This window comes from Mycoplasma sp. 773, from assembly GCF_053851515.1.
The window spans coordinates 1-26,653 of the sequence record NZ_JBSQAV010000011.1 but is presented as its reverse complement, the minus strand read 5'-3'; the positions used below and the strand labels follow the sequence as shown (position 1 = coordinate 26,653).

General features: G+C 29.5%; 18 protein-coding genes. 4 read left to right on the top strand and 14 right to left on the bottom strand.

Annotation, left to right across the window (positions count from 1 at the left end; genetic code table 4):
- Positions 1–265 precede the first annotated feature (265 nt).
- Positions 266–1,555, bottom strand: a complete 1,290-nt coding sequence (locus tag ACWXVJ_RS02835) for a hypothetical protein (RefSeq protein ID WP_455966480.1) — start codon at positions 1,553–1,555, stop codon at positions 266–268.
- A 534-nt stretch (positions 1,556–2,089) separates the two neighbouring features.
- Positions 2,090–4,495 (bottom strand): leucine--tRNA ligase, encoded by a 2,406-nt coding sequence (gene leuS / locus ACWXVJ_RS02830; protein WP_455966479.1) that lies wholly within the window; start codon positions 4,493–4,495, stop codon positions 2,090–2,092.
- Positions 4,496–4,644: 149 nt separating this feature from the next.
- On the opposite strand from leuS, the gene ileS reads away from it, so the two are divergent.
- The 3 genes from ileS (at position 4,645) to ACWXVJ_RS02815 (ending at position 8,213) form a co-directional block, all read left to right on the top strand.
- Positions 4,645–7,320 (top strand): isoleucine--tRNA ligase, encoded by a 2,676-nt coding sequence (gene ileS, locus ACWXVJ_RS02825; RefSeq protein ID WP_455966478.1) that lies wholly within the window; start codon positions 4,645–4,647, stop codon positions 7,318–7,320.
- Complete coding sequence (locus ACWXVJ_RS02820; protein ID WP_455966477.1) at positions 7,307–7,891, top strand: signal peptidase II; 585 nt, start codon at positions 7,307–7,309, stop codon at positions 7,889–7,891. The genes ileS and ACWXVJ_RS02820 overlap by 14 nt, the downstream gene beginning before the upstream one ends.
- Positions 7,892–7,973: 82 nt before the next feature.
- Positions 7,974–8,213, top strand: a complete 240-nt coding sequence (locus ACWXVJ_RS02815; RefSeq protein WP_444704768.1) for a hypothetical protein — start codon at positions 7,974–7,976, stop codon at positions 8,211–8,213.
- A 62-nt stretch (positions 8,214–8,275) separates the two neighbouring features.
- Here ACWXVJ_RS02815 and rpmE read toward each other — a convergent pair whose 3' ends face one another.
- The 11 genes from rpmE to rplJ all read right to left on the bottom strand — a co-directional run bounded on the left by rpmE (position 8,276) and on the right by rplJ (position 24,864).
- Positions 8,276–8,485: a 50S ribosomal protein L31 gene (rpmE, locus tag ACWXVJ_RS02810; RefSeq protein WP_438340297.1), complete on the bottom strand. Its 210-nt coding sequence runs from the start codon at positions 8,483–8,485 to the stop codon at positions 8,276–8,278.
- Positions 8,486–8,557: 72 nt separating this feature from the next.
- A complete protein-coding gene (locus tag ACWXVJ_RS02805; protein ID WP_455966476.1) occupies positions 8,558–10,939 on the bottom strand; it encodes a phosphoketolase family protein in 2,382 nt (793 codons plus the stop codon).
- Between the two features lie 586 nt (positions 10,940–11,525).
- Positions 11,526–12,902, bottom strand: a complete 1,377-nt coding sequence (locus ACWXVJ_RS02800; protein WP_444704770.1) for an MSC_0618 family F1-like ATPase beta subunit — start codon at positions 12,900–12,902, stop codon at positions 11,526–11,528.
- Positions 12,902–14,446, bottom strand: a complete 1,545-nt coding sequence (locus ACWXVJ_RS02795; RefSeq protein WP_455966475.1) for an MSC_0619 family F1-like ATPase alpha subunit — start codon at positions 14,444–14,446, stop codon at positions 12,902–12,904. The genes ACWXVJ_RS02800 and ACWXVJ_RS02795 overlap by 1 nt, the downstream gene beginning before the upstream one ends.
- A complete protein-coding gene (locus tag ACWXVJ_RS02790) occupies positions 14,436–14,924 on the bottom strand; it encodes an MSC_0623 family F1-like ATPase-associated protein (RefSeq protein ID WP_455966474.1) in 489 nt (162 codons plus the stop codon). Before ACWXVJ_RS02790 ends, ACWXVJ_RS02795 begins: the two co-directional genes overlap by 11 nt.
- A 99-nt stretch (positions 14,925–15,023) precedes the next feature.
- The gene (rpmA, locus tag ACWXVJ_RS02785; protein ID WP_438340302.1) at positions 15,024–15,284 is read right to left on the bottom strand and encodes a 50S ribosomal protein L27; all 261 of its coding nucleotides are present in this window, start codon (positions 15,282–15,284) and stop codon (positions 15,024–15,026) included.
- Between the two features lie 3 nt (positions 15,285–15,287).
- Positions 15,288–15,590: a 50S ribosomal protein L21 gene (rplU, locus tag ACWXVJ_RS02780; RefSeq protein ID WP_438340303.1), complete on the bottom strand. Its 303-nt coding sequence runs from the start codon at positions 15,588–15,590 to the stop codon at positions 15,288–15,290.
- Positions 15,591–15,758: 168 nt separating this feature from the next.
- Positions 15,759–20,219: a DNA-directed RNA polymerase subunit beta' gene (locus tag ACWXVJ_RS02775; protein WP_455966473.1), complete on the bottom strand. Its 4,461-nt coding sequence runs from the start codon at positions 20,217–20,219 to the stop codon at positions 15,759–15,761.
- Entirely contained in the window at positions 20,219–23,812 is a 3,594-nt protein-coding gene (rpoB, locus tag ACWXVJ_RS02770; protein WP_438340305.1) for a DNA-directed RNA polymerase subunit beta, read from the bottom strand. Before rpoB ends, ACWXVJ_RS02775 begins: the two co-directional genes overlap by 1 nt.
- 144 nt (positions 23,813–23,956) lie before the next feature.
- On the bottom strand, positions 23,957–24,328 hold the full coding sequence (rplL, locus tag ACWXVJ_RS02765) for a 50S ribosomal protein L7/L12 (protein ID WP_438340306.1): 372 nt from the start codon (positions 24,326–24,328) through the stop codon (positions 23,957–23,959).
- A 44-nt stretch (positions 24,329–24,372) separates the two neighbouring features.
- On the bottom strand, positions 24,373–24,864 hold the full coding sequence (gene rplJ, locus ACWXVJ_RS02760) for a 50S ribosomal protein L10 (RefSeq protein WP_438340307.1): 492 nt from the start codon (positions 24,862–24,864) through the stop codon (positions 24,373–24,375).
- 341 nt (positions 24,865–25,205) lie between these two features.
- On the opposite strand from rplJ, the gene ACWXVJ_RS02755 reads away from it, so the two are divergent.
- Positions 25,206–25,634, top strand: a complete 429-nt coding sequence (locus ACWXVJ_RS02755) for a hypothetical protein (protein WP_455966472.1) — start codon at positions 25,206–25,208, stop codon at positions 25,632–25,634.
- A 537-nt stretch (positions 25,635–26,171) separates the two neighbouring features.
- On the opposite strand, the gene ACWXVJ_RS02750 is transcribed toward ACWXVJ_RS02755, so the two are convergent.
- Positions 26,172–26,330, bottom strand: a complete 159-nt coding sequence (locus tag ACWXVJ_RS02750) for a hypothetical protein (protein WP_444704774.1) — start codon at positions 26,328–26,330, stop codon at positions 26,172–26,174.
- Between the last annotated feature and the right edge of the window lie 323 nt (positions 26,331–26,653).

The following is a 26,653-nucleotide window of genomic DNA, read 5'->3' as shown; positions in this document are numbered from 1 at the left end:
ATTTTAAACCATAAGTTTATTTACGGGTGGATCTTATATGATAATTATATATATATATATATATATATATTGATAAAAAGGTTAAAAATTCTTTAATAACCATTGAATATATGAAATATTTTAACTAATAAATTAACAATTATGTCTATAAATTCATACATGTATTTATTTTTAGCAAATAAATAACCTTCATTAAAAAGGTTTATAGTTGCGATTTTAAAAAATAAAAAAGGTGAGTTTAACACCTTTATTAAATTTTTTTATTTTAAATATTTACTTTTTTAGGATGGATTTTTAGTTGAAATCAATAGTTTTTGAATCTTCTTTTAGCTTTTTTAGCCTTTTTTTGCTGTTCATCAATTATCTTATTGATAAAATTGTGCATTTTTTCAACGGCATTATATGGGCTAATATAAAACGGTTCATATGGATTTGATATATATACCTTAAATTGAATTTTTTCTCGCAATACTTTAAAGGCTTGTTCACGATATTTAATAAGTTCTTCCTTAGGATAAGTAATACCAATATTAGATAAATCAGATTCCTTTATTGCTTTTCCATCAGGGGTAGTAAATGTATTTCCAAAATTTTTATATTGTGAATATGTTTTTTCTAAAGTTTGAACTTGTTTGATATACTCTTTAACTAAATTAGCTCGTTGCTCAACATTTCAAAGAGTTGTTGTGTCGTTAATTGGACCATTTATCATATTGAAATAATCATAAATTTGATCTTCAATTTCTTCTATTTGAATTTCCAAAACATCTTCAAAAAAATTTTTAACCTTCTTAATTTCAGATTCAACAAAACCACTAAATTTAGCACTTATTTCATCTTCTAATTCTTTATGATTTTTTGTATCCTTCTTTAAATCTCTTAATGAAGTATCTTTTTCTTCCTGAGTAAATGGCAATTTTTTACCACTAAAAACTTCGAATAATGCATTTATTTTTTGATCACTTGTTATTATAAAAGGTTCATCATCTTCATCTCAAGGAACATTGTGTTCTGGTTCATTTGGAAACAAAACTATTCCTTTATCATTGTTTAATAAAAAATCAAAACCTTGCTTGCCTTCTTTTGATCTATCATAATGTTTATATAAATTCTTGTAATAAAAATTATCAATTACATTCTTAATTTCTTCATTAGTTGGGTCACTAAGATCAATTTCAATTTTTGGTGCTTCATTTTTTATATTATTTATAAGATTATTGTTAGTGTTAATTGAATCAACTGAGTCTAGATTAATTGCATTTTTAATTAATAGATCCGTAATTGGTTTATTTTGTTTTATTAAATCTGTAAGGACTTTTTTTGAATGATGTTTCTTTAAATCTTCATAAACAATTTTGGTATTATTGCCAAACTCTTGATTTTTATCTTCATTTGGAGTTTCTGGTTTCTTTGGTTCAGCTGGTTTTTCTGGCTTGCTTGGTTCAATTGGTTTTTTTGGTTCTTCTGGTTTAGCGGGATTTGCACATGATAGAGCAATAATTGGTGTTGCCAAAACAGGCAAAAATCCTAAAAAAAGTAATTTGCTTTTTTTCATTTTTTTCCTTTCAATTTAGTATTTTTTATAATTATATGACCAACCAAAAAAAAAAAAAAATAGCGCTTTTTTTAAAGAAAAATCATATTTTAAATTAAAAATTTATGGCTAATTTAACTTACTATACACTTTTTTTCATCACTTAATTTTGTATAATATTTCTAATTTTAGGCTTAAAAAAAACTAAAGTTTTATACTGTCATAAACTAATGCAAATAAAAACATAAATAATTCATTAATACATATTAATAAAAAAATGAAAGTCACAAATTAAGCTTAAATTAAACATAAAATAAATAGTTTATATATTAATATTTAAGAATTTTTTAACCGATATTTCATTTTTAAAAAATATATACTTTAATAATATATGTTATCGCCTTGATTATACTTATTTTTTGTTTCACTAGAGGCATTTATAATAATTGATACACTAAATAAAATAATAAAAAACTCAAATCATTATTTGTGACTTGAGTCTAATTATTTTATTTTGCCTAATGTATTCTTATTTTAGTTATTATCTAAATTTCTTTATTTAATTAGAATGTTCAATATTTTATTTTCAATATAAATAACTTTAATCACTTGCTTGTCTTTTAATCATTTTTTAATTGAATCAAGCTGCATTGCCTGCATAACAATTTCATCATTGTTCCAAATTGGTCGAATTTCTAACTGACCACGCAACTTTCCGTTAATTTGTACACCAATTTGCGGATTTTTTTCAATAATTAAATTAGTTTTGGCAATTGGCCAATTTTGGTAAAATATCGATTTTTCACCAATCATTTCCAAAAATTCTTCTGCTATATGAGGAGCAAAGGGTGAAAATAAAATAGCAAAGTTTTTAATAATTTCTAATGAATTAATTTTTTCAATATTCGCAAGAAAATTAATAAAGACCATAAACTTGCTTATTGCTATATTAAACTTATATTTTTCAATATTTTCACTAATATCCAAAATAAGTTGATTAATATTACTATCAAGTTCCTGATTTTCATCAGTTATATCAATGTTTTTTCTTAATTTATCAACAATAAGATAAATTCTATCGAGTCATTTTCTAATTCCGTTGAGAGAATCTGTATTTCATGACTTTGACTCAGTTAAGGGGCCCATAAACATCTCATATAACCTTAGGGCATCAGCACCATGCGATTCAACTAGACCATCAGGATTGATGACATTGCCAAGAGATTTTGACATTTTTTGTCCATCTGGTCCTAAAATTAAACCTTGGTTTATTAACTTTTGAAATGGTTCCTTGGTATTGACAATGCCTAAATCATATAAAAATCTATGTCAAAATCTAGCATATAATAAGTGTAATACGGCATGCTCTTGGCCGCCAATGTATAAATCCACTGGCAACCATTGATTAAATCTTTCCTTTGCTTCTTGACTATCAAGCGGCAAATATGTTCCGTCATCATTTTTTAAAATATAGGCCAGGAAATATCAACTAGACCCCGCTCATTGGGGCATTACATTAGTATCATGTCGATATATCTTATTATCAACTTCAACATATAATCAATCCTTAATGTTGGCAAGCGGTCCTTCTGTTGAGCCTGATGCTTTAATATTATTAACCTCAGGAAGTTTTACTAAATTATCAACTAAATAAATTTTATTATTTTCATCAAATAAAACCGGAAACGGTTCGCCCCAATATCGTTGACGTGAAAATACTCAATCTCTCAATTTAAAATTAGTTTTATTATCAACGACGCCCATCGCATTTAACTTATGATAAATAACTTCTGTTGCTTGTGCTTTTTTAAGGCCGTTTGCGATATCAGAATTAATATGTTTAGAATCGTCAACAAACGGTAACTTCTCCGCTTCTAATACTTGTTTAATAGTTAGATTATATTTTCTTGCAAACTCATAATCCCTGGCATCATGAGCAGGAACAGACATTATTGCCCCTTCGCCATAACTCATTAAAACATAGTCAGAAACTCAAACCGGAATATTTTCATTTGTTAGGGGATGACTAACATATGCACCAGTGAACAAACCTGTCTTGTCTTTATTAAGTTGTGTTCTTTCAAGATCGCTTTTTGTCTTTGTTATATTTATATAATCGATAATTAATTTCTTATATTCATCTGTACAAATTTCTAAAAGCAATGGATGCTCAGGACTAATAATAATCGATGAAACACCATAGATAGTATCTAATCTGGTTGTGAAGGTTGCAATATTTTTCTTTGAATTTTTAAGATTTCATCTAACAATATGACCTTGTGATTTTCCGATTCAATTTTTTTGTAATAATTTTAAACTTTCGGGTCAATCAAGGCTAGTCAATCCCTCTAGGAGTTTATCAGCATATTTAGTGATCTTTAGGACTCATTGCTTCATCGGCTTCTTGACGACAGGAAAATTACCGCGCTCCGAAACTTTTTGCCCGTTAATTTCAATAATTTCTTCGTTGGCCAATACTGTGCCCAATCCTTCGCATCAATTAACGTCAATTTCCTCAATTGAAGCAAGTCCATGCTTATATAATTCCTTAAAAATTCATTGAGTTCAGATATAAAACTTGGGATCAGTAGTGTTAATTTCTTTATCATAATCATATGAAAATCCCATTAGTTTTAATTGTCTACGAAAGTTATTAATATTTTTTATTGTGAAGGGGGCTGGGTGGTTTCCAGTCTTAATTGCATATTGCTCAGCAGGTAACCCAAAAGCATCTCAGCCAATTGGATGCAATACATCAAATCCGTTTAATCTTTTGTAACGTGAAATTATATCTGTTGCAGTATAGCCTTCAAGATGTCCAACATGTAAACCAGACCCCGAAGGATATGGGAACATATCAAGAATATAGGCCTTTTTATTGCTTTTTTTTGTTGTCTTAAATGATCTATTTTGTTCTCAAAAATCTTGTCATTTTTTTTCTATTAGTTTATGGTTATACATGTTATTAATTTTACATTAATATCTTTTTTTACAAATATAATGTTGTTTAATTTCTTGCAAAAAACATTAGCACTGTTTTTACATAAATTATTGTAAAATTTAATATATTATTTTTAACTGTAATACAACAAAACAATAAAGGAAAAAATATGGCTGAAGAAAGTAAAGATTATAAAGACACATTATTAATGCCACAAACAGAATTCTCAATGAAAGCAAATCTTGCTGATAAGGAAATTATCTTCCAAAAAAAATGAGAAGATGAACAACTATATCAAAAAATTTTAGCTTCCAACAAAGGGAATAAAACATTTGTTTTGCATGATGGACCTCCATATGGGAATGGGAATATTCATGTTGGTCATGCGTTAAATAAAATCCTTAAGGACATAATTGTACGATTCAAAAATATGCAAGGCTTTTATGCTCCATTTACACCCGGCTGAGATACTCACGGGCTTCCTATTGAACACAAAATGTTAGTAGAGCGAAAAATGACTGCAAAAGATTTTTCAGTTGTGGAACTAAGAAGAGCATGTGAAGAGTATGCCCTAAGTCAGGTTGCAAAACAAATGGAACAATTTAAAAAGCTTTCATTGCTAACTGATTTTAAAGAAATTTATGTTACTTTAGATAAAAGATTTGAAGCACAACAATTAAGACTTTTTAAAAAAATGCTATTTGATGGTTTGATATACAAGGACCTAAAACCAATATATTGATCGCCTTCTTCACAATCTGCCCTAGCAGAGGCTGAAGTTGAATACGCAGACCATATTTCACCATCAATATTTGTTGCCTTTAAGATTACAGAAGGCAATAATATTGTTTGTAAGGATGAAAAACTAATTATATGAACAACTACTCCGTGAACATTAATTGCAAATTCAGGTGTAGCTATCAATTCAGAATTTGAATACATCAAAATAAAAGTTAATAATATTACTTACATTTTAGCCGAAGGCCTAGTTGAATCAGTTGCTCAACAATGTAAATGAGAAAAATATGAAATTATTGGAAGCAGTTTCAAAGGTAAAGACTTATTAGGAATAAAATACGAAAGTCCAATTAATAAACTAATTTGTCCAGTCGTTGAGGGACACCATGTTACACTTGAAAATGGGTCAGGATTAGTCCATATGGCGCCTTTATTTGGCGAAGATGATTTTATTATTGGAAATAAAAACAACCTTGAAAAAATTATGCACGTCAATGATGATGGGACATTAAACGAAAAAGCACTTCAATTTAAGAACATTTTCTATGATGATGCTAATCCATTAATTGGTAATTTCTTAGAGGAAAATAATTTGTTGCTTGGATTCAAAAAGATAAAACACTCATATCCTCATGATTGAAGAACCCATCTTCCAATTATGTATCGCGCCACTCCTCAGTGATTTGTATCCGTTAAAAAGATTAAAGATAAAATTCTAAATGAAATAAATAATGTTAAAACATATAACGAGTGATCAAAAAACCGCCTTGAATTAATGCTTGAAAATCGCGATACTTGATGTATTTCAAGACAACGAAGTTGAGGTGTTCCTATTATTGTTTTTTATGACAAAAACAAAAATCCAATATTGGAAGAAGAAATATTAGACTATGTCATAAATCTTATAGAAAAACATGGCTCAAACATATGATATGAAAAAACAGCGGACGAATTATTACCTGAAAAATATCAAAAACTTGGATACACTAAGGAAAATGATATTATGGATGTTTGATTTGATTCAGGATCAACTTCACTAGGCGTTAAACCAGCTGCTATTGAGGCGCCATTTGACTTATATCTTGAAGGTTCAGACCAATATCGCGGTTGATTTAATAGCTCAATGATAAATTCGGTTGCTTGAAGAAATAAAAGTCCCTTTAAGTCATTTCTATCACATGGTTTTACTCTCGATGGCAAGGGGCGCAAGATGTCTAAATCATTAGGAAATACAGTTGACCCGCTAGAAATAGTAAAAAAATATGGTTCAGATATTTTAAGATTATGAGCTGCAAACTCTGAATACACGGCCGATATTACAATTGATAATAAGATTTTGGAACAAAATGTCGAAATTTATCGTAAATTAAGAAATACAATCAAATTTATGCTAGGAGCACTATTTGACTTTGATTTTAATTATGTTAGTCTTGAATCTATTCATGCATTAATGTTTGAAAAAATAAATAACTTGGAAGCTAAAATTCTATCCTTTTATGAAAATTATAAATTTGTAAATGTTATTAAAGAAGTAAATAATTTTATCATTGATTTAAGTTCTTACTACATCACAATTACAAAAGATATTTTATATCTAAATAAACAAGATAACTATGAAAGAAGACAAGTTCAAACCGTTTTTGCCAAAACCATTAAAACTTTATTGCAAATACTTGCTCCTATACTTCCAACAACTATGGAGGAAGTATATCAATATTATAACGAACCTAATAAGCAAGAATCTGTACACTTATTAAAATGAAATCTAAATAAAACTTTTTCAACAAAGCTAAGCGATAAATGACAAGAATTTTTTGATCTAAAAGACGAAGTTTATAGATTAATTGAAGAAAAGATTAAATTGCAAGAAATTAAGAGACAAAACGAGGCATTTGTAACTATTACAACTAAATCAGAATTCATAAAATCATTACCACTAGCTAAATTACTAATGATTGCTAAATTAACCATCGGAAACGAAATGAAGGTTGAAAAACGCGAATCATATAAATGCCTAAGATGTTGAAATCACTTTGAAAAAGATCAATTTAGTTTTAAAAATGAAATTTGCTTTAGATGCGAGGAGGTTATTGATGCAAGAAAATAAAAAGGAAAAATACTTTTCAAAAGAATATTGAAAAACAAATTGAAAATTCATTCTTGTTAACATAGCAATTTTTTTGGGAGCATTATTTATTTTCTTATTAATAGACCAACTTACAAAGGAATATATTTTTAGATGAAAAGATAAAAGCATTTTATCTCCAGATCTAGACTATGAAATCGGCAACAAATTTATAATCTTTAAATCAGTTTTTCACGCTGGCACTACGTTAGGTTTTTTTGAAAGCAATTTGCCAGTCTTGCACACATTTAGTTTTGCCATTATTCTAGGTTCACTATGAGGCGTAACTTTTGTTAGAGAAAAACATTCAATATGCATAACTATTTTTCTTGGTTTAGTAAGTGCTGGATCTATGGGTAATATGATTGATAGATTTATATTCGGTGGCGTAAGAGATATTATGAATTTTCCGTGAGCAAACCAGGGTGTTTTAAATTTTGCTGATATTTGATTAGTTTTAGGAGCAATAAGTGTGGTTTTATCGATTGTAACCATACATTGAATAAAACATTATAAAAAGAACAAACTAACAAAAGACGAAAATAATGTTTAACTAAACCTTATTTTTTTCGCTCTTTTTTCATATATTTGTTATATTTCCAGGTTTATAAATTAAAAATTTATAGGGAGGAAAAATGAAAAAATTAAGTGAAAAAGAATGTGATGAAATTGCTGGCGGATTTGCTATATCAGCCTTAATTACTTCTATATTAGGAGCAATTCCAATAATCACCTCAGCAATAAGCTCTACCGTAGGTCTAATAAGATCAGTAAATTCTTCAAAGGGCGAAATTAAAACTAAAGATTTCAATGCAAAATGGGAAGATACTGATAATAACATTGGCTTCAATGTTGGCTTTCATTACTGCTTATAAATAAAAAACTAGGAAACTTTCCTAGTTTTTTATTATTAATCTTCTTTTTTTGAAATAAGTACTTATTTTTTTGATTTTTCTAATATCTTGTTAAATCTTTCTACACGACCACGTGCCTTAACGTCTGTACGATTTCCGGTGTAGAATGCATGACAATTAGAGCAAACATCTAAAGATACTTTTTCAGCGGTTGAACCAAAAATAAAATCTGTGCTACACGATGAACATGTTGCATGAATTTCAGAATATTTTGGATGAATTTCCTTTTTCATAGAATATGCTCCTTATATATTATTTATTGAAGTTAATTAACTAGCAAAAATTATAACATAAAAGCGTTATTTTTACTCATTAATATTTTTTCATTTTCACTCAACAACTTCTGGCATATCGTAGCCAAATTCATGAATATATTCATTATGTTCTTGTATTTTTTTATTCATTAAATCGATAAAATTTTGTTCCTTAGAACCATATAATTTCTCTATTGCATCTTTAGCAATGTGATATCTATCCATTTCGCTTAATTGTCTGATATCAAAACTAGTTGTTATATCGCCATTTTCACGATAACCATGAATAATTAAATTGTGATTTGTTCGATCAAAGAATATATCTCTTATTAAACCTTCAAATCCGTGGAAAGAAAACACAACTAGTTTATCTCTTGTAAATGCCTTATCAAATTCCTCGTCACTAATTCCACGTGGATCGATCTTAGGATTTCTTAATTTTAATAAATCAACAACATTAATATACTTGATTTTAAGCTTAGGAAAATGACTATGAACAATAGAAATTGCTGCTAGTGTTTCTAGGTTCGGTTCAACACCAGATGATGCAAAGACAATATCAGGCGTTTCTGTTTCCTTAACATTTGAAGCTCAATCAATAACCTTATAGCCTTTTTCAACAAGTTCTTTTGCTTCATCGATATTGAAAAATTGTTCTCGCGGTTGCTTAGAAGCAACAATTAGATTAATAACATTTCTTTCAGTTAATGATTTTTCCATAACAGCCAAAAGTGTATTAGAATCTGCGGGCAAATATTCTCTTATTAATTCAGGACGTTTGTCGGCAAGATGGCCTAAAAGGCCAGGATCTTGGTGCGTATAACCATTATGATCTTGTTGAAATGCTGTTGAAGTTGCAATAATATTTAGAGATGGATAATCATTTCTTCATTTCAATTCTAAAGACTTCTTTAATCACTTCATATGCTGAGTTAACATTGAATCGATAACCCGTAAAAATGATTCATATGAAGCAAAAAAACCATGGCGTCCAGTCAAAACATAACCTTCTAAAAAGCCTTCAGCCTGGTGCTCACTTAATTGTGAATCAATAATTCTACCAACAGGACCAACAAATTCATCATATTTGTCCGAATATTCCTCTAACCATTGACGCTTAGTAACTCTAAAAAGTTCAAATAATCTATTTGATTTAGTTTCATCAGGACCAAAGACCCTAAAATTATCAGGATTTTTTGTTACAACATCAGCCATATATTTTCCTAGCTCAACCATATCCTGCCCTTTATTTTTACCAGGATATTCAACATTAGTAGCAAATTTTTCTCATGGAGATAAATCTAGATAGCGTGAATTGATTCCTCCGTTTGTTATTGGATTTGTTGCCATTCTTTGCTTACCTTTTGGAGCCAGGTTTTTAATTTCCGCTAGAATAGTTCCGTTTTCATCAAAAAGTTCTTCAGGTTTATATGATTTTAGTCACTTTTCTAACTCTTTAATGTGAGTAACATTAAAAGCACTAACAGGCAAGGGCACTTGATGTGCTCTAAAACTGCCTTCAATTGCTTGTCCATCTCAATCTTTTGGACATGTCCAACCTTTCGGGGTTCTAACAACTAGCATAGGCCATAATGGTCTTGTTGCACTATTCGGCCCGACTAATTCTGCCTTAGCCTTAATATTTAGAATATCTTCAATAGCTTGATCCATGATTTTAGCCATTTCTTGATGAATTTCAACACTAGTTTTATTACCACTTCATTCAAAGAAATATGGCTTTCAACCTAAACCTAAAAAATATTGTTCAATTTCCTTTTTTGGTTTTCTTGCTAAAAGAGTTGGATTAGAAATTTTCCCACCATTTAGATGAACTATAGGAAGAACAACACCATCATTCACTGGATTAATAAACGAATTTGAAAATCATCCAGCACAAAGAGGCCCAGTTTCAGCCTCACCATCGCCTATAACCGCAGCCGCAATCACACCAGGATTATCCAATATTGCTCCTGTTGCATGCGATAATGAATAACCTAACTCTCCACCTTCATGAATTGATCCAGGTGTTTCAGGAGCGGCGTGACTTGCTGTTCCACCAGGAAATGAAAAACGCTTGCACATTCGTTGTATCCCTTTTTCATCCTGTGAAATTTGGGGATAAATTTCTGAATAAGAACCATCCAAATATGAGTTAGATATCATGACTTGGCCACCATGTCCAGGACCCTCTATATAAAACATATTTAAATCATATTTATTAATAACACGGTTTAAATGAGTATAAATAAAATTTTGTCCAGGAATTGTTCCTCAGTGACCAATAGGATATAATTTAATATCATCTTTTGTTAATTCTTTTTTTAATAATGGATTGTTTCTTAAATAGATTTGAGCAACACTTAAATAATTAGCTGCTCTAAATCACTTATCCATTAATTCAAAATATTCTTTTTTATCAAAATTACTATTCATATTCCTCCATAATATATTTTTGCAAAAAATATAGTAATAATATTTTACATCAATTTATTAAGAAGTAAAGGGGTTAATAGCTAATCATACATAAAAACAAAAAATGCCCTACAATAAACATAGTCATTTTTTTAAAAACACATTTTATTGTTAATTTCTCCAAAAAACGTATGTCGAGTTTCTTGATTTAATGACAACTGTAATCTTTTTTGTTATATCAATTTATTATAATTTTCTACAATAGTTTTTAGTTATAAAAAGCCATTTTTTTAACATATGTTTAATAACTAAATTTAGATCATTTACTGAAAATAAATTTTAATTGAGAATTTTATTTGTTTTGTGATGAATTACAACTGATAAATAAATATAATTTAATTTTTTGATGTTTCAATATATGAAACTACAATATTTGGCGTATCTCTATTACAATTTCTTTTTTTACATAATCAATAAACAAAGAACTCAAGCCTCTTATTTCTTCTTCTTTTTTTTCTTTTAGCTATTTCCTATTAGCAACTAATTAAAAAATCCAAGCACAAATGTGACTGGATTTTTTATCTATGTTCAACAAAAGCAAGTAATTTTATAATCCTAATTCCTCATCAGTCGGAATATCTAGATTTGAACCAACATAAGCAAAAATTTCAGGACTTTGTTTTAAATATTTACCATCTAAAATTCTTTGAACAGATTTTATCGTATCTTCCAACGAAACATAAACACCGGGAGATTTTGTAAAGTGTTCAGTCATAAAGAAGTTTTGAGTAAAGAAATTTTCCAATTGAAGAGCCTTTTTAACTGTATTCTTACTTTGTTCATCTAATTCATCAAATCCTAGAATCAAAATAACATCTTCAAGGTCTTTATATGCTTTTAAAATTCTTTTTGTTTCTATGATAGCGTCAAAGTGTGCTTTACCAATAATTTTTTCATCAACAGAATGTGATGAAGAAGCTAGAGGGTCAAAAGCAGGGAAAATATTTTTTGAGGTTTGATTACGCGATAAAACAAGATTACCATCAAGGTGGTTAAATACTGCAACAGCTGATGGATCACTTAAATCATCCATTGGCAAGAAAATAGTTTGGAAAGATGTTATTGACCCATTTTTGTTTCTAAATAATCTATTTTCAACATTAGCAACATCTGATTCTAATGTAGATTGATAACCACCTACAGAAGGTTTTTTACCCAATGAAGCAGAAACCTCATTTTCAGCCTGAATAAAACGATAAATATTATCAATAAATAATAAGACATCATCTTTTTCATAATCTCTTAAATATTCGGCAGCTGTAATACCAATTGGTACAATCGACATTCTAGCCCCTGGTGATTCATTCATTTTTGAAATATACATTACTGAATTCTTCATTAAATTTGATGATTCTAACTCATCAAATAATTCAATAGCTTCACGTGATCTTTCTCCGGAACCAATAAAAATATTTGAAGTCTTTGTTGATTTTTTATTAACATTAAAAATAATTTCCTTCATTAAAACAGTTTTACCAACGCCGGCACCACCAAATATACCCAATTTATATCCTTTAATAATTGGCATAAAGAAGTCAATTGCCTTAATTCCTGTTTCAACTATTTCTAGATTACTCTCTAGATAGCGATCGTTGTTAATAATTGAATTCATTTCAATATATATAGGTTTTGTTCCACGTTTTTCAAGTAACGGTTTTCCCTCAAATGAATAGATATTATTTTTGGAACCTGAACCAACTGGAACCATAAAACTTTGTTTGGTATTAATAATTTCATCATTGATGTTAATTTCTTTTGAAGAATAGATAATAATAGCTCTAATTGTTTCCTCATCAATAATTCTTTTTACCAATAAATAAGTTTTGCCGTCATTCGTTGTTAGTAATTGATTAACTAATGGCAACTCTTTTTTATTAAATTTAACTTCAATAATGTCAGATCATAATTTAACTATTTTTCCCATTATTTATCTCCTAACTTTTTAGCAACTAATTCTAAATATTCCTTACTAAATTCAACAAACTCATGTTCATATTCAACATCTCATCCTAAATTTAAATAATCTGAATATTGTTTTAAAGCATATGCAAAAAAGTTTTTCATAATCTTATCATCATAATCTGTACTTGTTTGCATAGTATTATAAGCATTTTTAGCTTCCTGATTTGTTTCAATTAAAAGATCGATAAATCTTAGCGCTTTTTCTTCATCCTTAATTCCATGTAATATAGTTCATGAAATTAGTTTAGACATCAATAAAACAAATTTATTCGAATATAATGTATATCCTTTTTGGATAAACATCTTATCAATCATTTTTCCTTTGTACAATAATGTTGCAGTTTCTTTATTCAATTCATAATCAAGAGCAGCAAGTTTTAAATGTCTCTTATATTGTTTAAAGATTTTGCCTACTTCTGAAGCTACTTTTGACATAATTCTATTTTGTACTGATGAACCAGTTCTTGAAACTGATAAATTAATATTGATAGCCGGTAAAACACCTTGAGAAAATAAGTCAGCGCTAGTTACAATTTGACCATCAGTAATTGATATAACATTAGAAGAAATTAATGAAGTTATATCGCCATCAATAGTTTGTAAAATTGGCAAAGCAGTAATTGTTTTTCTATTTTTAAATGAACCAGCACGTTCTAATAATTGTGAATGAGCAAAAAATATGTCGCCGGGCATTGCTTCCTTACCAACAGGCTTATCAGTTAATAAAGCAATTTCTCGAATAATATTAGCATGCTTTGTTAAGTCATCAAATATAATAACAACATCATCAGTTAATGAAATGTTTTCAGCATGAGCCATACCTACATACGGAGCTAGATATTGCTCGTATGCACTAGTAGCAGGCGCATCAACAATAATAGTATTTTTTAAAGCATCATGTTCTTTTAAGGTATTATAAATTTTAGATATGCTTTCTCTTTTTTGTCCAATTGCAACATAAACACACTTGGTATTGGTTTTTGCTTGATTTAAGATAACATTAATTGCTATGTGAGTTTTTCCAGTTTGTCTATCCCCAATAATTAATTCACGTTGTCCTTTTCCGATAGGAATTAATAAATCTATTGATGTGAATCCTGTATATAGTTGCTCATTTAATGTTTGAACACTCATTAATTGATGAGCAAGTTTAAATGTGGCACTTTCAGGATCATTTTTTTGTTTTTCAACAGCAAGCTTTTTAGGTAAAACAACATCGCCAAAAATATCGACTACATTTCCAAAATGTTGTTTTGAAGTAAATACATCACGCTTTTGGGTAGCGATTATTGTATCATTAATTTTTAACTCTTTATTTTCATTATTAGCTAATAAAAACGCGTGATCATTTGTAGCACTAATAAGAATTAATTTAATATTTGCATCTCTTTCGCAAACAAATTGTTGTCCTTGTTCATAAGGAAATTGTCCTGATACTTCAACAATATAACCAAAAATAGAAATTATCTTGGGATTTTTATTTGGTTTAGCATTACTATTTTCCATTTTCTTCTCCTTTATTATTCATAAAATAACTTTTTTTAATATATAACTTCAAAATTCCTGCTATGTCTGAGAAATATAAAATAATGTTAGGCAAGAATTCAACATAATATCCATCTTTTATTAGGTCCTTAAGAATCTCATTATATAATTTTTCGAAGTCATTATTTCATTCAAATTCTTCATTATTCGCATAAATTAATGGAACTTTTTTATAAATGCTAAATATAGCGTTTTCTTCGAAGTTAACAATAAAATTGGCAAATTTTATAGGTAGATAATCCATAAGTGATTTCTTAATTCTCTCTAGAAAGTCAATTACACGGGAATCCTTTGTATTAAAATTACCTTTAAATAAAATAGTTGAAATAAGTTTATTAAAATCAATTAATTTAATTTCATTTTGATTTTTTTGATCTTCAAACCAGAACAAAATTCTATCTTTATTTCCATCTATTAATATAGATTTTTTTTCAGGCATTTTTCTCCTTAAAATAAGTTAAATAATAAAACAACATTATTATAACCATAATTTCCTAATAATTTAGGAATTGATAATAAAAAAATAATAGCAAAGCCATTATTTTTCTACAATAGGATATACTGAAGCAAATTTTCTATTAATTCTATTTTCGAATTTTACAATACCATCTATTAAAGCAAATAATGTATCATCTTTTCCTTTGCCTACATTATTGCCAGGAAAGATTTTTGTTCCTCTTTGTCTATAAATAATGCTTCCGGCTGTTACAAATTGTCCATCAGTAGCCTTAACTCCTAATCTTCTACCAGCCGAGTCTCTACTATTCGAGGTTGTTCCACCAGATTTCGTATGTGCCATGTCTTATTTCTCCTTAATTTCTGCAATTTGAACTTTTGTATAAGGTTGACGGTGACCTAATTTACGTTTATGAGTTGATTTAGCATTGTGTCTATAAACAACAATTTTCTTTGCTTTCCCTTGTTTTTCAATGATACCTAAAACAGAAGCAGCTTCTAAATATGGAGTTCCAATTTTATTTTCGACTGCTAAAACTTTATCAAAAACAACCTTGTCCCCTGCATTTCCATCGATTTTTTCGATATAAATAGAATCGCCTTTTTTAACGATTAATTGTTTACCACCTGTTTCGATAATTGCAAACATTTAAAATCTCCTTATATTTTGTCACATCTTTGAGGTACTTTTAAAAAGTTTAAAAACCTGTTTAGAATGGTTACTCTATAAGTAACTTGATTATTTTACCACAAATTTGCGTATATTTCGGCAAAATAAAAAAACAAGGAAATTATTCCTTGTCCTTATTCTAATTAATTATTCGTAATCTATTTTATTATCATCAAATTCTTCTGATTCATTATCATCAGTCTCAAAATCTTCATTGTCATAAAAATCATCAGCAAAGTCATTAACAAAGCCTTTGTCGCTAAGACCTTCTTCATCATATTCTTGCGTCAAAGTATCTAAATCAATCATATTTTCATCGCCTAATTCAATATCGTCTTGTTCTTCGTTTTCATCGAAATTTGTAAAGTATTTAATCGATGGTTTAATATCGTATTTAGAATGTTCTTCAAATGAATATAGTGCAGTTCCTGAAGGGATTTTCTTTCCAACAATAATATTTTCTTTTAGACCACTTAAATTATCTGTTCTAGAAGAAATGGCAGCATTAACAAGAATTTTCGAAGTTTCTTGATATGAAGCGGCAGCCAAAAACGAATCAGACAACAGCGGAACTTGTTTAGCACCTTTAATAACAACACTTCCATATGCTGGAATTTTGTTTTGAGATAATAATAACGAATTTTCTTCTTGATAATCAAAGATATCAACAATAGCACCAGCAAAGAATTTTGAATCTCCAGGATCACTAATAACAATTTTAGACATCATTTGTCTAATAATAATTTCAATATATTTATCACTAATAGCAATACCTTGAATACGATAAATTCTTTGAATTTCTTTTAGTAAGTAATTTTGGACTGTTCTAACATCAGTTAGTGCTAATAACTCTTTTAGAATAATTGGGCCTTCTGAAAGCTTTTGGCCGACTTTAACATCATCACCAATAGAAACTCTTAATTTCTTATTAGTATTAACTAAAATAGATCTAGTTTCAATTTGATTTTTATTATTCAGAATTTCGATATAAACAACATAATCGTTATCAGATTTTTCAAGTTTTTCAATATCAACTACAATACCTTGATATGGCGAAATTGTTGCTGGTCTACCTCATGGTTGTTCATGAGCATCAATTAATTCAATTAATCTAGTAAAACCGCCAGTAATATCTTCAACACCAGCAACCCCACCAGTATGGAATGTACGCATAGTTAGCTGTGTACCAGGTTCACCAATTGATTGAGCAGCTATGATACCTACTGCTTCACCAATATTAACAACACGGTTTGTTGCTAAGTCCTTACCAAAACACATTTTACATACACCATTACGAGTGTTACATCCAAGGATCGATCTAATTTCAACTTCTTCAATACCAGCATCAATAATTTTTTGTGCTATCTTATTAGTAATTAAGATGTTTCGGCTACAAATCAAATTACCTTCTTTATCATAAATTGGCTTATTTGAAAATCGACCAATTATTCTTTCTTTTAGAGATACAATAATTTGTTTTGTTTTAGTATCAATGATATTTCTAGCTAAAAATCCATATTCCGAACCACAATTTTCTTCTCTAACCACAATATTTTGAGCAACATCAACCAATCTTCTTGTTAAATAACCTGATTTAGCAGTATTAAGTGCAGTATCAGTAAGACCTTTTCTAGCACCATGGGTTGACGAATAGAATTCAAATGCGGTTAGGCCCTCGATAAATGATGACTTAACGGGAACTTCAACGGTCGAACGAACAACCCTATCATTTTTAGCATCAGCTTTAGTGGTTTTTGTATTGTTAGCCATCAATCCACGCATACCAGCTAATTGAACATAGTTCGAAATGTTTCCACGAGCACCTGAGTTAATCATAGTGATAACTGGGTTTTGTGGATTTTCTTTGATGATTGTTTGCAATTCTTGTTGGATTTTATCTTTGATTTCAGCTCATTTTTTAATAGTTAACGAGTATCTATCATCATCAGTTATATAACCTAATTTGTAATAGTTTTTTAATTTAGCAATATATTCATCACCTTCAGCGATATATTCTTTCTTCTTTTCAGTTTCTAAAATATCTGAGAAGGAAATAGAAATACCTGAAGTAGTTGAATAATCAAAGCCAAGTTGTTTAATATCATCAAGAATAGAAGCAACAATATTTGTATATTTAAATCAAACCTTGTCTAACAATTTGGCTTTCTCTTTAGCACTTAATGGAATATGAATTTGTCCGCGGTATCTCTCTTCATTTTCTAAATTTAATTTTTGTTTTTCTTCTAAAACAAATTCAGTCAATAAATCTGCATGTTCTCTTTCAAGATTTTGGCCCTTGTAGGTTTTTAATTTTAGAAATTCTAAAACAATATCTGAATCTTGCAAATCATTAATTTTATCAATAACGCTAGCAACTTCTGCTATGCTTATTGTTGCAACATAGTTATCAAACATGTAACGAATAATCTTGGCAATATTCTTTTTATTAAAGGCATCTAGCAATGGTAAGGTCTTAATATATTCAGGAATATTTATACCAGCTTTAACTACATATGTTTTATTAAACTCATTCTTATATTCCTCTAAATTAATTGCCTTTATTACTTTATTATCAAAGATAAAAGGAAAATCTTTTGGAAACACATTATTAAAAATAAATTTACCAACTGTTGAAATAACATAAAGTTGTTGATTAATTGTATTTTTATTAAATATTTTAGAGTTTTTTACCTCTTCAGCAGGTAATGCTACCCTTGCATGTAAAGAAACTTTTTTAGCCTCAAGGTTCCTTATCATGTGATCATAATTGTCAAAGACTCTTCCTTCGCCCTTAGCATCTTTTTGTTCAATTGTTAAATAATATAAACCCAAAATCATATCTTGTGAAGGATTAATAATAGGTTCTCCATCCTTAGGGCCTAGAATATTTTTATTGGCAAGCATCAATTCACGACTTTCCAATAATGATTGTTCCGAAATAGGCACATGAACAGCCATTTGGTCACCATCAAAATCGGCATTAAAAGGGGTACATACTAAAGGGTGTAATCTTATAGCCTTTCCTCTAACTAAAACCGGTTCAAATGCTTGAATAGACAAACGGTGAAGCGTAGGAGCACGGTTAAGAAGTACTAATTTTCCTTTAATTGCTTCAGCAACATGAGGTCAAATAATTGGATTTTGATCTTCAATTATTTTCTTAGCATTTTTAACAGTTGTTGCAACCTGTTGATCAATTAAACGAGCAATAATTCATGGCTCAAATAATTTTGCAGCCATCTCTCTTGGAATACCACATTGATGCATCTTTAAATTTGGTCCAACAACAATAACAGAACGGCCAGAATAGTCTACACGTTTTCCAAGTAAATTCTGTCTAAAACGTCCTTTTTTACCTGTTAGTGCATCTGAAATAGATTTAAATGGACGATTGTCCTTTGATAAAACAGGGTTAGGGGTTCTTCTTTGATTATCAATTAAAGCATCAACGGCTTCTTGAACCATACGTAATTCGTTTTGCGTTACGAGTTCAGGAGCATCTTTTTCTTGTCATTCTTGTAAACGATTATTTCTAATAATAACTCTACGATATAGCTCATTTATATCACTTGTTGAGTGTCTACCACCATCCAATTGAATTAATGGTCTAAGATCAGCCGGAATAACTGGTAAATTGTAAATTAGCATATTTGTTGGCAATTGTTTTGATTCAATAAACGCGTTAATAACTTGCAATCTCTTATATAATTTTTCCCTATTTTGTTTAGTAGTAGTTGCAAACTTTTCGGGATTTTTAGATTCTTGTAAATTGAGTTGATTAATTTGCTCTGTTACATAAGCTTTTTCAGCGACTAGATCTAAATTCTTCAATAGATACTCAATAGCTCTTGCCCCAGTCATAATTTTTGCGTCTGAATAATGTTGGATGATATCATTTAATTCATAAAAGTCAATTCCATATTCTTGACCGATTTTTGAAGTGGCTTTTTCAACCAATTGCTCAATTGTTTCTGAAATTTCATCATAAGCTTCTTTATGATCTGGATTTTTTGGATCAAAACGTGTTAATAATTCATCCAATGCTTCTTTATATATAACAGCAGCATCATTGATTTCGATTATTAAGTTTTTAGGTAATGATTTAAGTCCACCATCTTCTACAACAATATGATTTTTATAATAAATAAGATTTTCAAGTTCCTCTCTTCTAACTGTTTCAGATGAATTTTGACTCGAAATTCTTAAACCTAATAATTTATAAATAATTGAATGGTCAACCTTAAAAAACCAAAAATGAACAACAGGGCTATTTAACTTAATATGCCCCATATGATTTCTACGTGCTATTTTAGGCAAGATTTGAACATTTTCTTTACGACACAAATCAGTTCTTGTGCAATATGAACCTTCATTTATTTTCTTATATTTATAACCACAAGTAGGACAACGATAATCTATCATTGGTCCAAAAATAATTTCATCAAACAAACCACCACGTTCAGGTTTATATGATTTATAGTTAATAGTTTCTGGTTTTGTAACTTCCCCATGCGATCAAGATTCAACATCCTCAGGAGTAGCTAATGATAAAGAAATTTTTCTAATTTTTGATTCATCTAATAAATCGAATTTTGCATTGTTTTTCATTATTCTGCTCCCCCATCTCAATCTTGTTGATATTTAGTATCAATTCTTTCATATTCAAGCTCATTTTCTTCTCGTGAATCATCATGAGTTTCAAGTTTGATGCACAAACCTCTTAGTTCATATGCCAAAACATTAAACGACTCAGGCATACCTGGCTTTGGCAACTTTGTTTTTCTTGCAAGCGAGTTATAAAGCTGATTACGTCCATTAATATTATCTGACTTATATGTTAATAGTTCTTGTAATAAATTTGCTGCACCATATGATTCGATGGCTCATGTTTCCATTTCCCCAAATCTTTGCCCACCATTTTGCGACTTACCACCAAGCGGTTGTTGCGTAATTAATGAATATGGTCCAACTGAACGAGCATGCATTTTATCATCAACCATATGATATAGTTTTAAATAGTACATTATCCCAACCGATATTGGTTGATCAAATGGTTCACCAGTACGCCCATCATACACAACAGATTTACCTGATGGATTAATTTTTGCTTCTTCAAGAATTTCTTTAATTTGATTATGAGTAATTCCATCAAATGTTGGAGTAACAAATTTTGTATTTAATTTTTGCGCAGCTAAGCCAAGGTGCAATTCTAGAACTTGTCCAATATTCATCCGTGATGGAACACCTTGAGGGTTAAGAACAATATCCAGTGGAGTACCATCTTCTAAATAAGGCATTTCCTCAACTGGTAAAACAACGGAAACAACGCCTTTATTACCGTGACGACCTGCCATCTTGTCCCCAACTTTAATTTTTCTCTTTTGGGCAATTGAAACTTTAACAATCTTTTCAATACCGTCTTCTAGAACATCACCAAATTCACGACTTAAAACATCAACAGCAACAACTGTACCATTATGACCATGTTTAACTTTTAGTGATGTATCCTTTTTTGAAGCAGTCTTTTGTCCAAAGATAGCTCCCATCAGTTTTTCCTCAGGAGTTGGGTTTTCTTCACCTTTTGGCGATGTTCTACCAACCAAAATATCACCTGCAGAAACTTCAGAACCAACTCTAACGATACCATTATCATCTAAGAAACGCTTTGAGTGGTTTGAAACATTAGGAATATCAGTTGTTAAAATATCTTCACCGGCTTTTGAATGTCTAAATTGAATAGTTTGTTCTTCAATGTGAATCGAAGTATAGACATCATCCTTAACTAGTCTTTCTGATAAAACAACAGCATCCTCATAATTAAAACCATGTCATGTTGTGAAACCGACCAAAACATTCTTGCCTAATGCCATTTCACCATTTTTCATTGATGGACCATCAACCAGTAAATCTCCAGTTTTAACACTTTGACCTACCTTAACTAATGGAACCTGATGAATTAAAGTACCTTGATTAGATCTCTCGAAAGTTCTTAAATGGTATTCATCTTTCTTATTACTTTCATCTCTCTTAATGATGATAACGTTAGCATCAACATAAGATACCACACCATCATATTTAGCAATAATGTTTGTTGAAGAATATTTAGCAATATCAGCTTCAACACCAGTTGCAACTAATGGAGCTTCAGGGAATAATACAGGTACAGCTTGACGTTGCATATTAGAACCCATTAATGCCCGGTTAGCGTCATCGTTTTCTAAAAAGGGAATAGCAGAAGCGGCGATCGAGGTCATTTGACGGTTTGAAACCCCAACAAAATTAACTTCATTAGCTGGGACTTCAAGATATTCATTATCACGACGAACCATTACCATTTTATCAACAATTATATCATTTTCAATATTGACGGTTGATTGCGCAAATGTATACCCAGCTTCTTCGATGGCTGTTAAATAGTGCGGACTTGAAAAATCTACCTTTTTGTTTTCAACCTTAAAATATGGCGATTTAATAAATCCGTATTTATCAATGTCTGCGAATGATGCAAGATTAAGAATAAGTCCAATATTCGGCCCCTCAGGAGTTTCGATTGGGCAGATTCTTCCATAATGGGTAGGGTGAACATCACGAACCTCAAATTGGGCGGTATCACGGTTTAGACCTCTTGGCCCCAGCGAGGTAATACGACGTTTGTTCGAAATTTCAGCTAACGGATTACATTGGTCCATAAATTGCGAAAGTTTTGATGTATTGAAAAATGATTTAAACTGGTTAAATATTGGTTTATTATTTGTTACATTCTTTGGCGTAATCTTTGATGTTTCTTTGGTTGAAATTCTTTCACGAGTATTTTTTTCTAATTTAATTAGACCAATTCTAAATTGATTTTGCAAAAGCTCACCAATAGTAACAATTCTTTTATTTACTAATGAGTCAGGATCGTCATCAACACCAATATTAAACAATAAATTAAAATAGTATGATATTGTTGCAATTAAATCAGGAATTAGTAAAAAGTTTTCAGTTGAATTAGGATCATTACCTAGCACTTGAACTTTATTAATGTCATTTATCATGTCATTTTCTGTAGGATAAACTCATACCCTCGGAACAGATAAACGCAAAGCAAGTTTTTCATTTCCAGGCATATCCAATTGATTACCATATACTGAAGGATCAACATCAGGTAATTTTCACAAAGGAAGAATGCCTAATCTAAATTCCTCCGCAATCTTTCTTGCTATTTCTCAAGTAATTAACAAACCTTTTTCATACTTAACTTCGCCATCCATATTAATGATATGCTCGGCTAAATAGGTGTTTACTAATCTTTCGGCGATATTTAACTTACGGTTCAAAGTAAAACGACCAGTTTCAGTTAAACTGTATCTTTTTTCATTAAAAATAGTTGATGGAATTAAATTACGGGCCGATTCGGCGGTCATTCTATCACCCTTTCTAATTAAGCGATATATTGTTTCCTGGGCATCCCTTGTAATTTCCTCATCAGTATTACCTAATGTTTTATCTTTCCGTAAAGTTTCATTTAATTCTGGAATATCACCAAACATTTTCTTAATACCTTTTTCAGTAAAACCAAGTGCTTTCAAAAAGGTAGATAATAAGAATGATTTATTTTTATCGATATGCACCTTAACGGTGTCCGGGTTAGATGAAGTAGTTTTGTGGTATATTTCAACTCATGAACCGACTTGAGGAATAATTTCAACTTTATTAAACAAGTCATTAGCCTGTTTATTTCTTACATTAACTCCAAAGTAAGCACCAGTTGAACGAATTAATTGAGAGACAATAACCTTTTCTGAACCATTAATGACAAATGAGCCGCCATATGTCATAATAGGAATTTCAGCAAAAACAACTTCAGCAGGTGTAACTTCACCTGTTTCTTCATTAACTTGCTTTAATTTAGCCTTTAACTTACCTTGATATGAAGAACCTTTTTGTTTTGCCTCTTTAATACACTCAAATTCAGTTTTATTAGGATATTCAAAAGTAGCAGAATTTTCAATATACTCAATTCTTACTTTTCCGCGTGATTCAATTGGATATATGTTTCTCAATTCCTCTTCAACACCTTTGGTTAAAAATTGTTCAACAGAGTCTCTTTGCATTTTTAAGAAATCAGGAGTATCGAATTTCTTTTGACTAATTGAATAATCTCTACGTTCGGTAACCGGTCCAAATTTTCTTAAAACATATTCTGGTTTTTTGTTCATATCTAACCTCATTTTTTGTTTAAATTTACTAAAATATACTCAAAGTATTTACAACAGTTTACACATACGCATGTATGCGCATTATTTATATTATATAAAAAACACAAAAACGGCTTTTTAAGCCAGTTTTTTATGTTATCTTTATTAGTCTAAAACTACTTCAGCCTTAACTTCAGCTAATTTAGCCTTTAATTCTTCTGCTTCTTCCTTCTTAACATTTTCTTTTAATAAGGCAGGTGCTGACTCAACCAATTTCTTAGCATCCATTAAACCTAAACCTAGTAAATCCTTAACTGCCTTAATAACAGCAAGTTTATTTCCACCGTCTGATTTTAATGTAACATTAAATGTTGTTTTTTCTTCAACAACTTCAGCAGAAGCTGGAGCAGCGGCAGCAACAACAGCACTAGGATCAATTCCAAATTCTTCTTTTAGTCCTTCTACAAGTTCCATAACTTCTTTAATATTCATTTCTTTCAATGCTGAAACGAATTCTTCTTTTGTTAATTTAGCCATATTTTTCTCCTTAAAATTTTATTTTATATTTTGATTATTAAGTTTTACATTTCCTTTTGTTTAACTAACTCGTTTAGACCAATTGCAAGATTTCTAATTGGTGCAAGCAATGAGTTTCCAAGAATCATAAGTGATTCTTCATATGAAGGAAGTTTTGAAATTTCTTCAAGATTTTTTGCATCAACAACTTTGTTTTCATAAATACCAGCGACCAATTGTAAGGCAGGGTATTCTTTTTTGAATTTAGCTAATGCTTTTAGTGTGATTAAGTCATCTTCATTAGCAAAAATAAATATATTTTGGCCAACAAGATAATCATTTAATGTTTTGTGTTCTGTCGATAATAAGGCTTGTTTAACTAAACGATTTTTATAAACTTTTATTAAAACGCCATACTTAGCCAATTCTCTACGAATTGCTTGCAACGAACTAACATCTAAAGTTTTATACATAGCAACATATAAAGCCTTAGACTGATTTAGGTTTTTAGAAATTTCATCAACTACTAAGACCTTAGCATCCCTTAATGCGCTCATTTCTCCTCCTATTTTAAATTATGTTTTTGCAATATCAATAGTCAAGCATACTCGGTAACTTATTAAGCTTAAGCGTTTGCCGTTACTGTCTTCATATATTGCAAAAGCATTATACCATAGAAAAAATAAAAATTTAATATCATTATCATAATTTTCCATTATTTAATGTGTTTTATAGTATACAATAATTTTGACTCATTTTCTATTTTTGATTATTTAAATAGGAGTCAAAACAAAATTCAAGCATTTTTTGATGTTTGACTCTTCCATTTTTTCAATCTATTTGTAGCAAACAAAAAAATTGGAATGGAAACTTTTTTACAAAATACAAGGATTTTATTATGACAGGTAAAAATGCAGCAATTGCATCTTTTATAATATCTATTTTAGGTGCACTTTTTTTAGCAATATCGTTAGTTATGTTTTTGCTTTTAGCTTTGGTTAACATAAAATCTAATTCTAATGAAAAAATATTTGATATTTTACCTTTTTTACCTTTGGGAACAGCGTTGATATTAAATATTATAGGTTTAGTATTTTATTTTATAGCTATGGTTAAAACACGTTTATCAGCAGCTAGAATATTAATGATAATCGGGTTATTTCTTCCACTTTTAGGATTAATAGGTTTAATTATTGCTATGACTGAACAAACAAATTTTAATAAAGCAAAAATTTATATAAATAATGGAAAATATTGTAGTATATGTGGACGATTGTTACAAGAAAACAATCAAACAATACAAAATCCGCAAATCAACACTCAATAAGAGGCCACTATTATTAGAGAAGTAATACATGTTAGTGGTAATGATGCAAATCTAGAATAAAACAAAAATTAAAATAAACCTTAATACATAAAGTATTAGGGGAAAAAATGGAAAACTCAAATGTAAAAAAATTTCATTTTTTCATTTTTCAGATTTTCTTAAGTTTTTGAGCAAAAAATAAAAAGTGTAAAATTGACCATTATTTTCAAGCAAAACACACTTTTTGTTTTTTTATATACAATTTTTTACAATTTCTAAAATTTCATTATAGTTTCTTCATTGCTCTTATTAATAGCGGGGTTAATAAATCTGTCTTCAATTATTTTCGCGTTTCTTAACTTAGTTAACTTATTACAGTCTTTTAAAAAAAATCAATTAACTTAGTATTGGTTATTTTTCAATAAAACCTTGTTGATGATAGAATTCATTAATTTCAAATATTGTAAAATAAAACAATTAATGCAATGAAATTTAGTAAAAAATGCCCTCGAATATGTTTTTCTCAGTTCGGATAAATATCGGTCAGGTTTTTAGTGATTATTTCAATGTTTTGAGGTTTTCTTCAATTTGATATTGTTTGCGATAAACTAAAACAATTTCTTCAAGTTTAAGATCTTTTCTTGATGTTTCATAAACAAAGTAACCATCAAATTTTTCATCTTCTTCGATTTTGTCTAGATCAAGAATAAAACTCATTTTTCAACTCTTTATTTAAAAAAATATCTAACAAAGATGCTTTTATTACGCATCCTCAACACTATACAAATTCAAAAAAGAAATGAGTTTTATTATCCCATATGATATTTTACTTACTTATAAGTCTATAGGAAGTCATTTAGGTCAAAATCTAAGTGCCATAAACCTAAGAAAAAACTGCTGGCAAAATAATGCGTGAACAACCTAAAGAAATTAATGATTGATTAACTTTGAATGACTATGAAATGGATATAGTCTATAGAAATATAAAATCAAAGAAAGTCATATTAACTTTGATAAATCGCTTAACAAAAAATCTTATG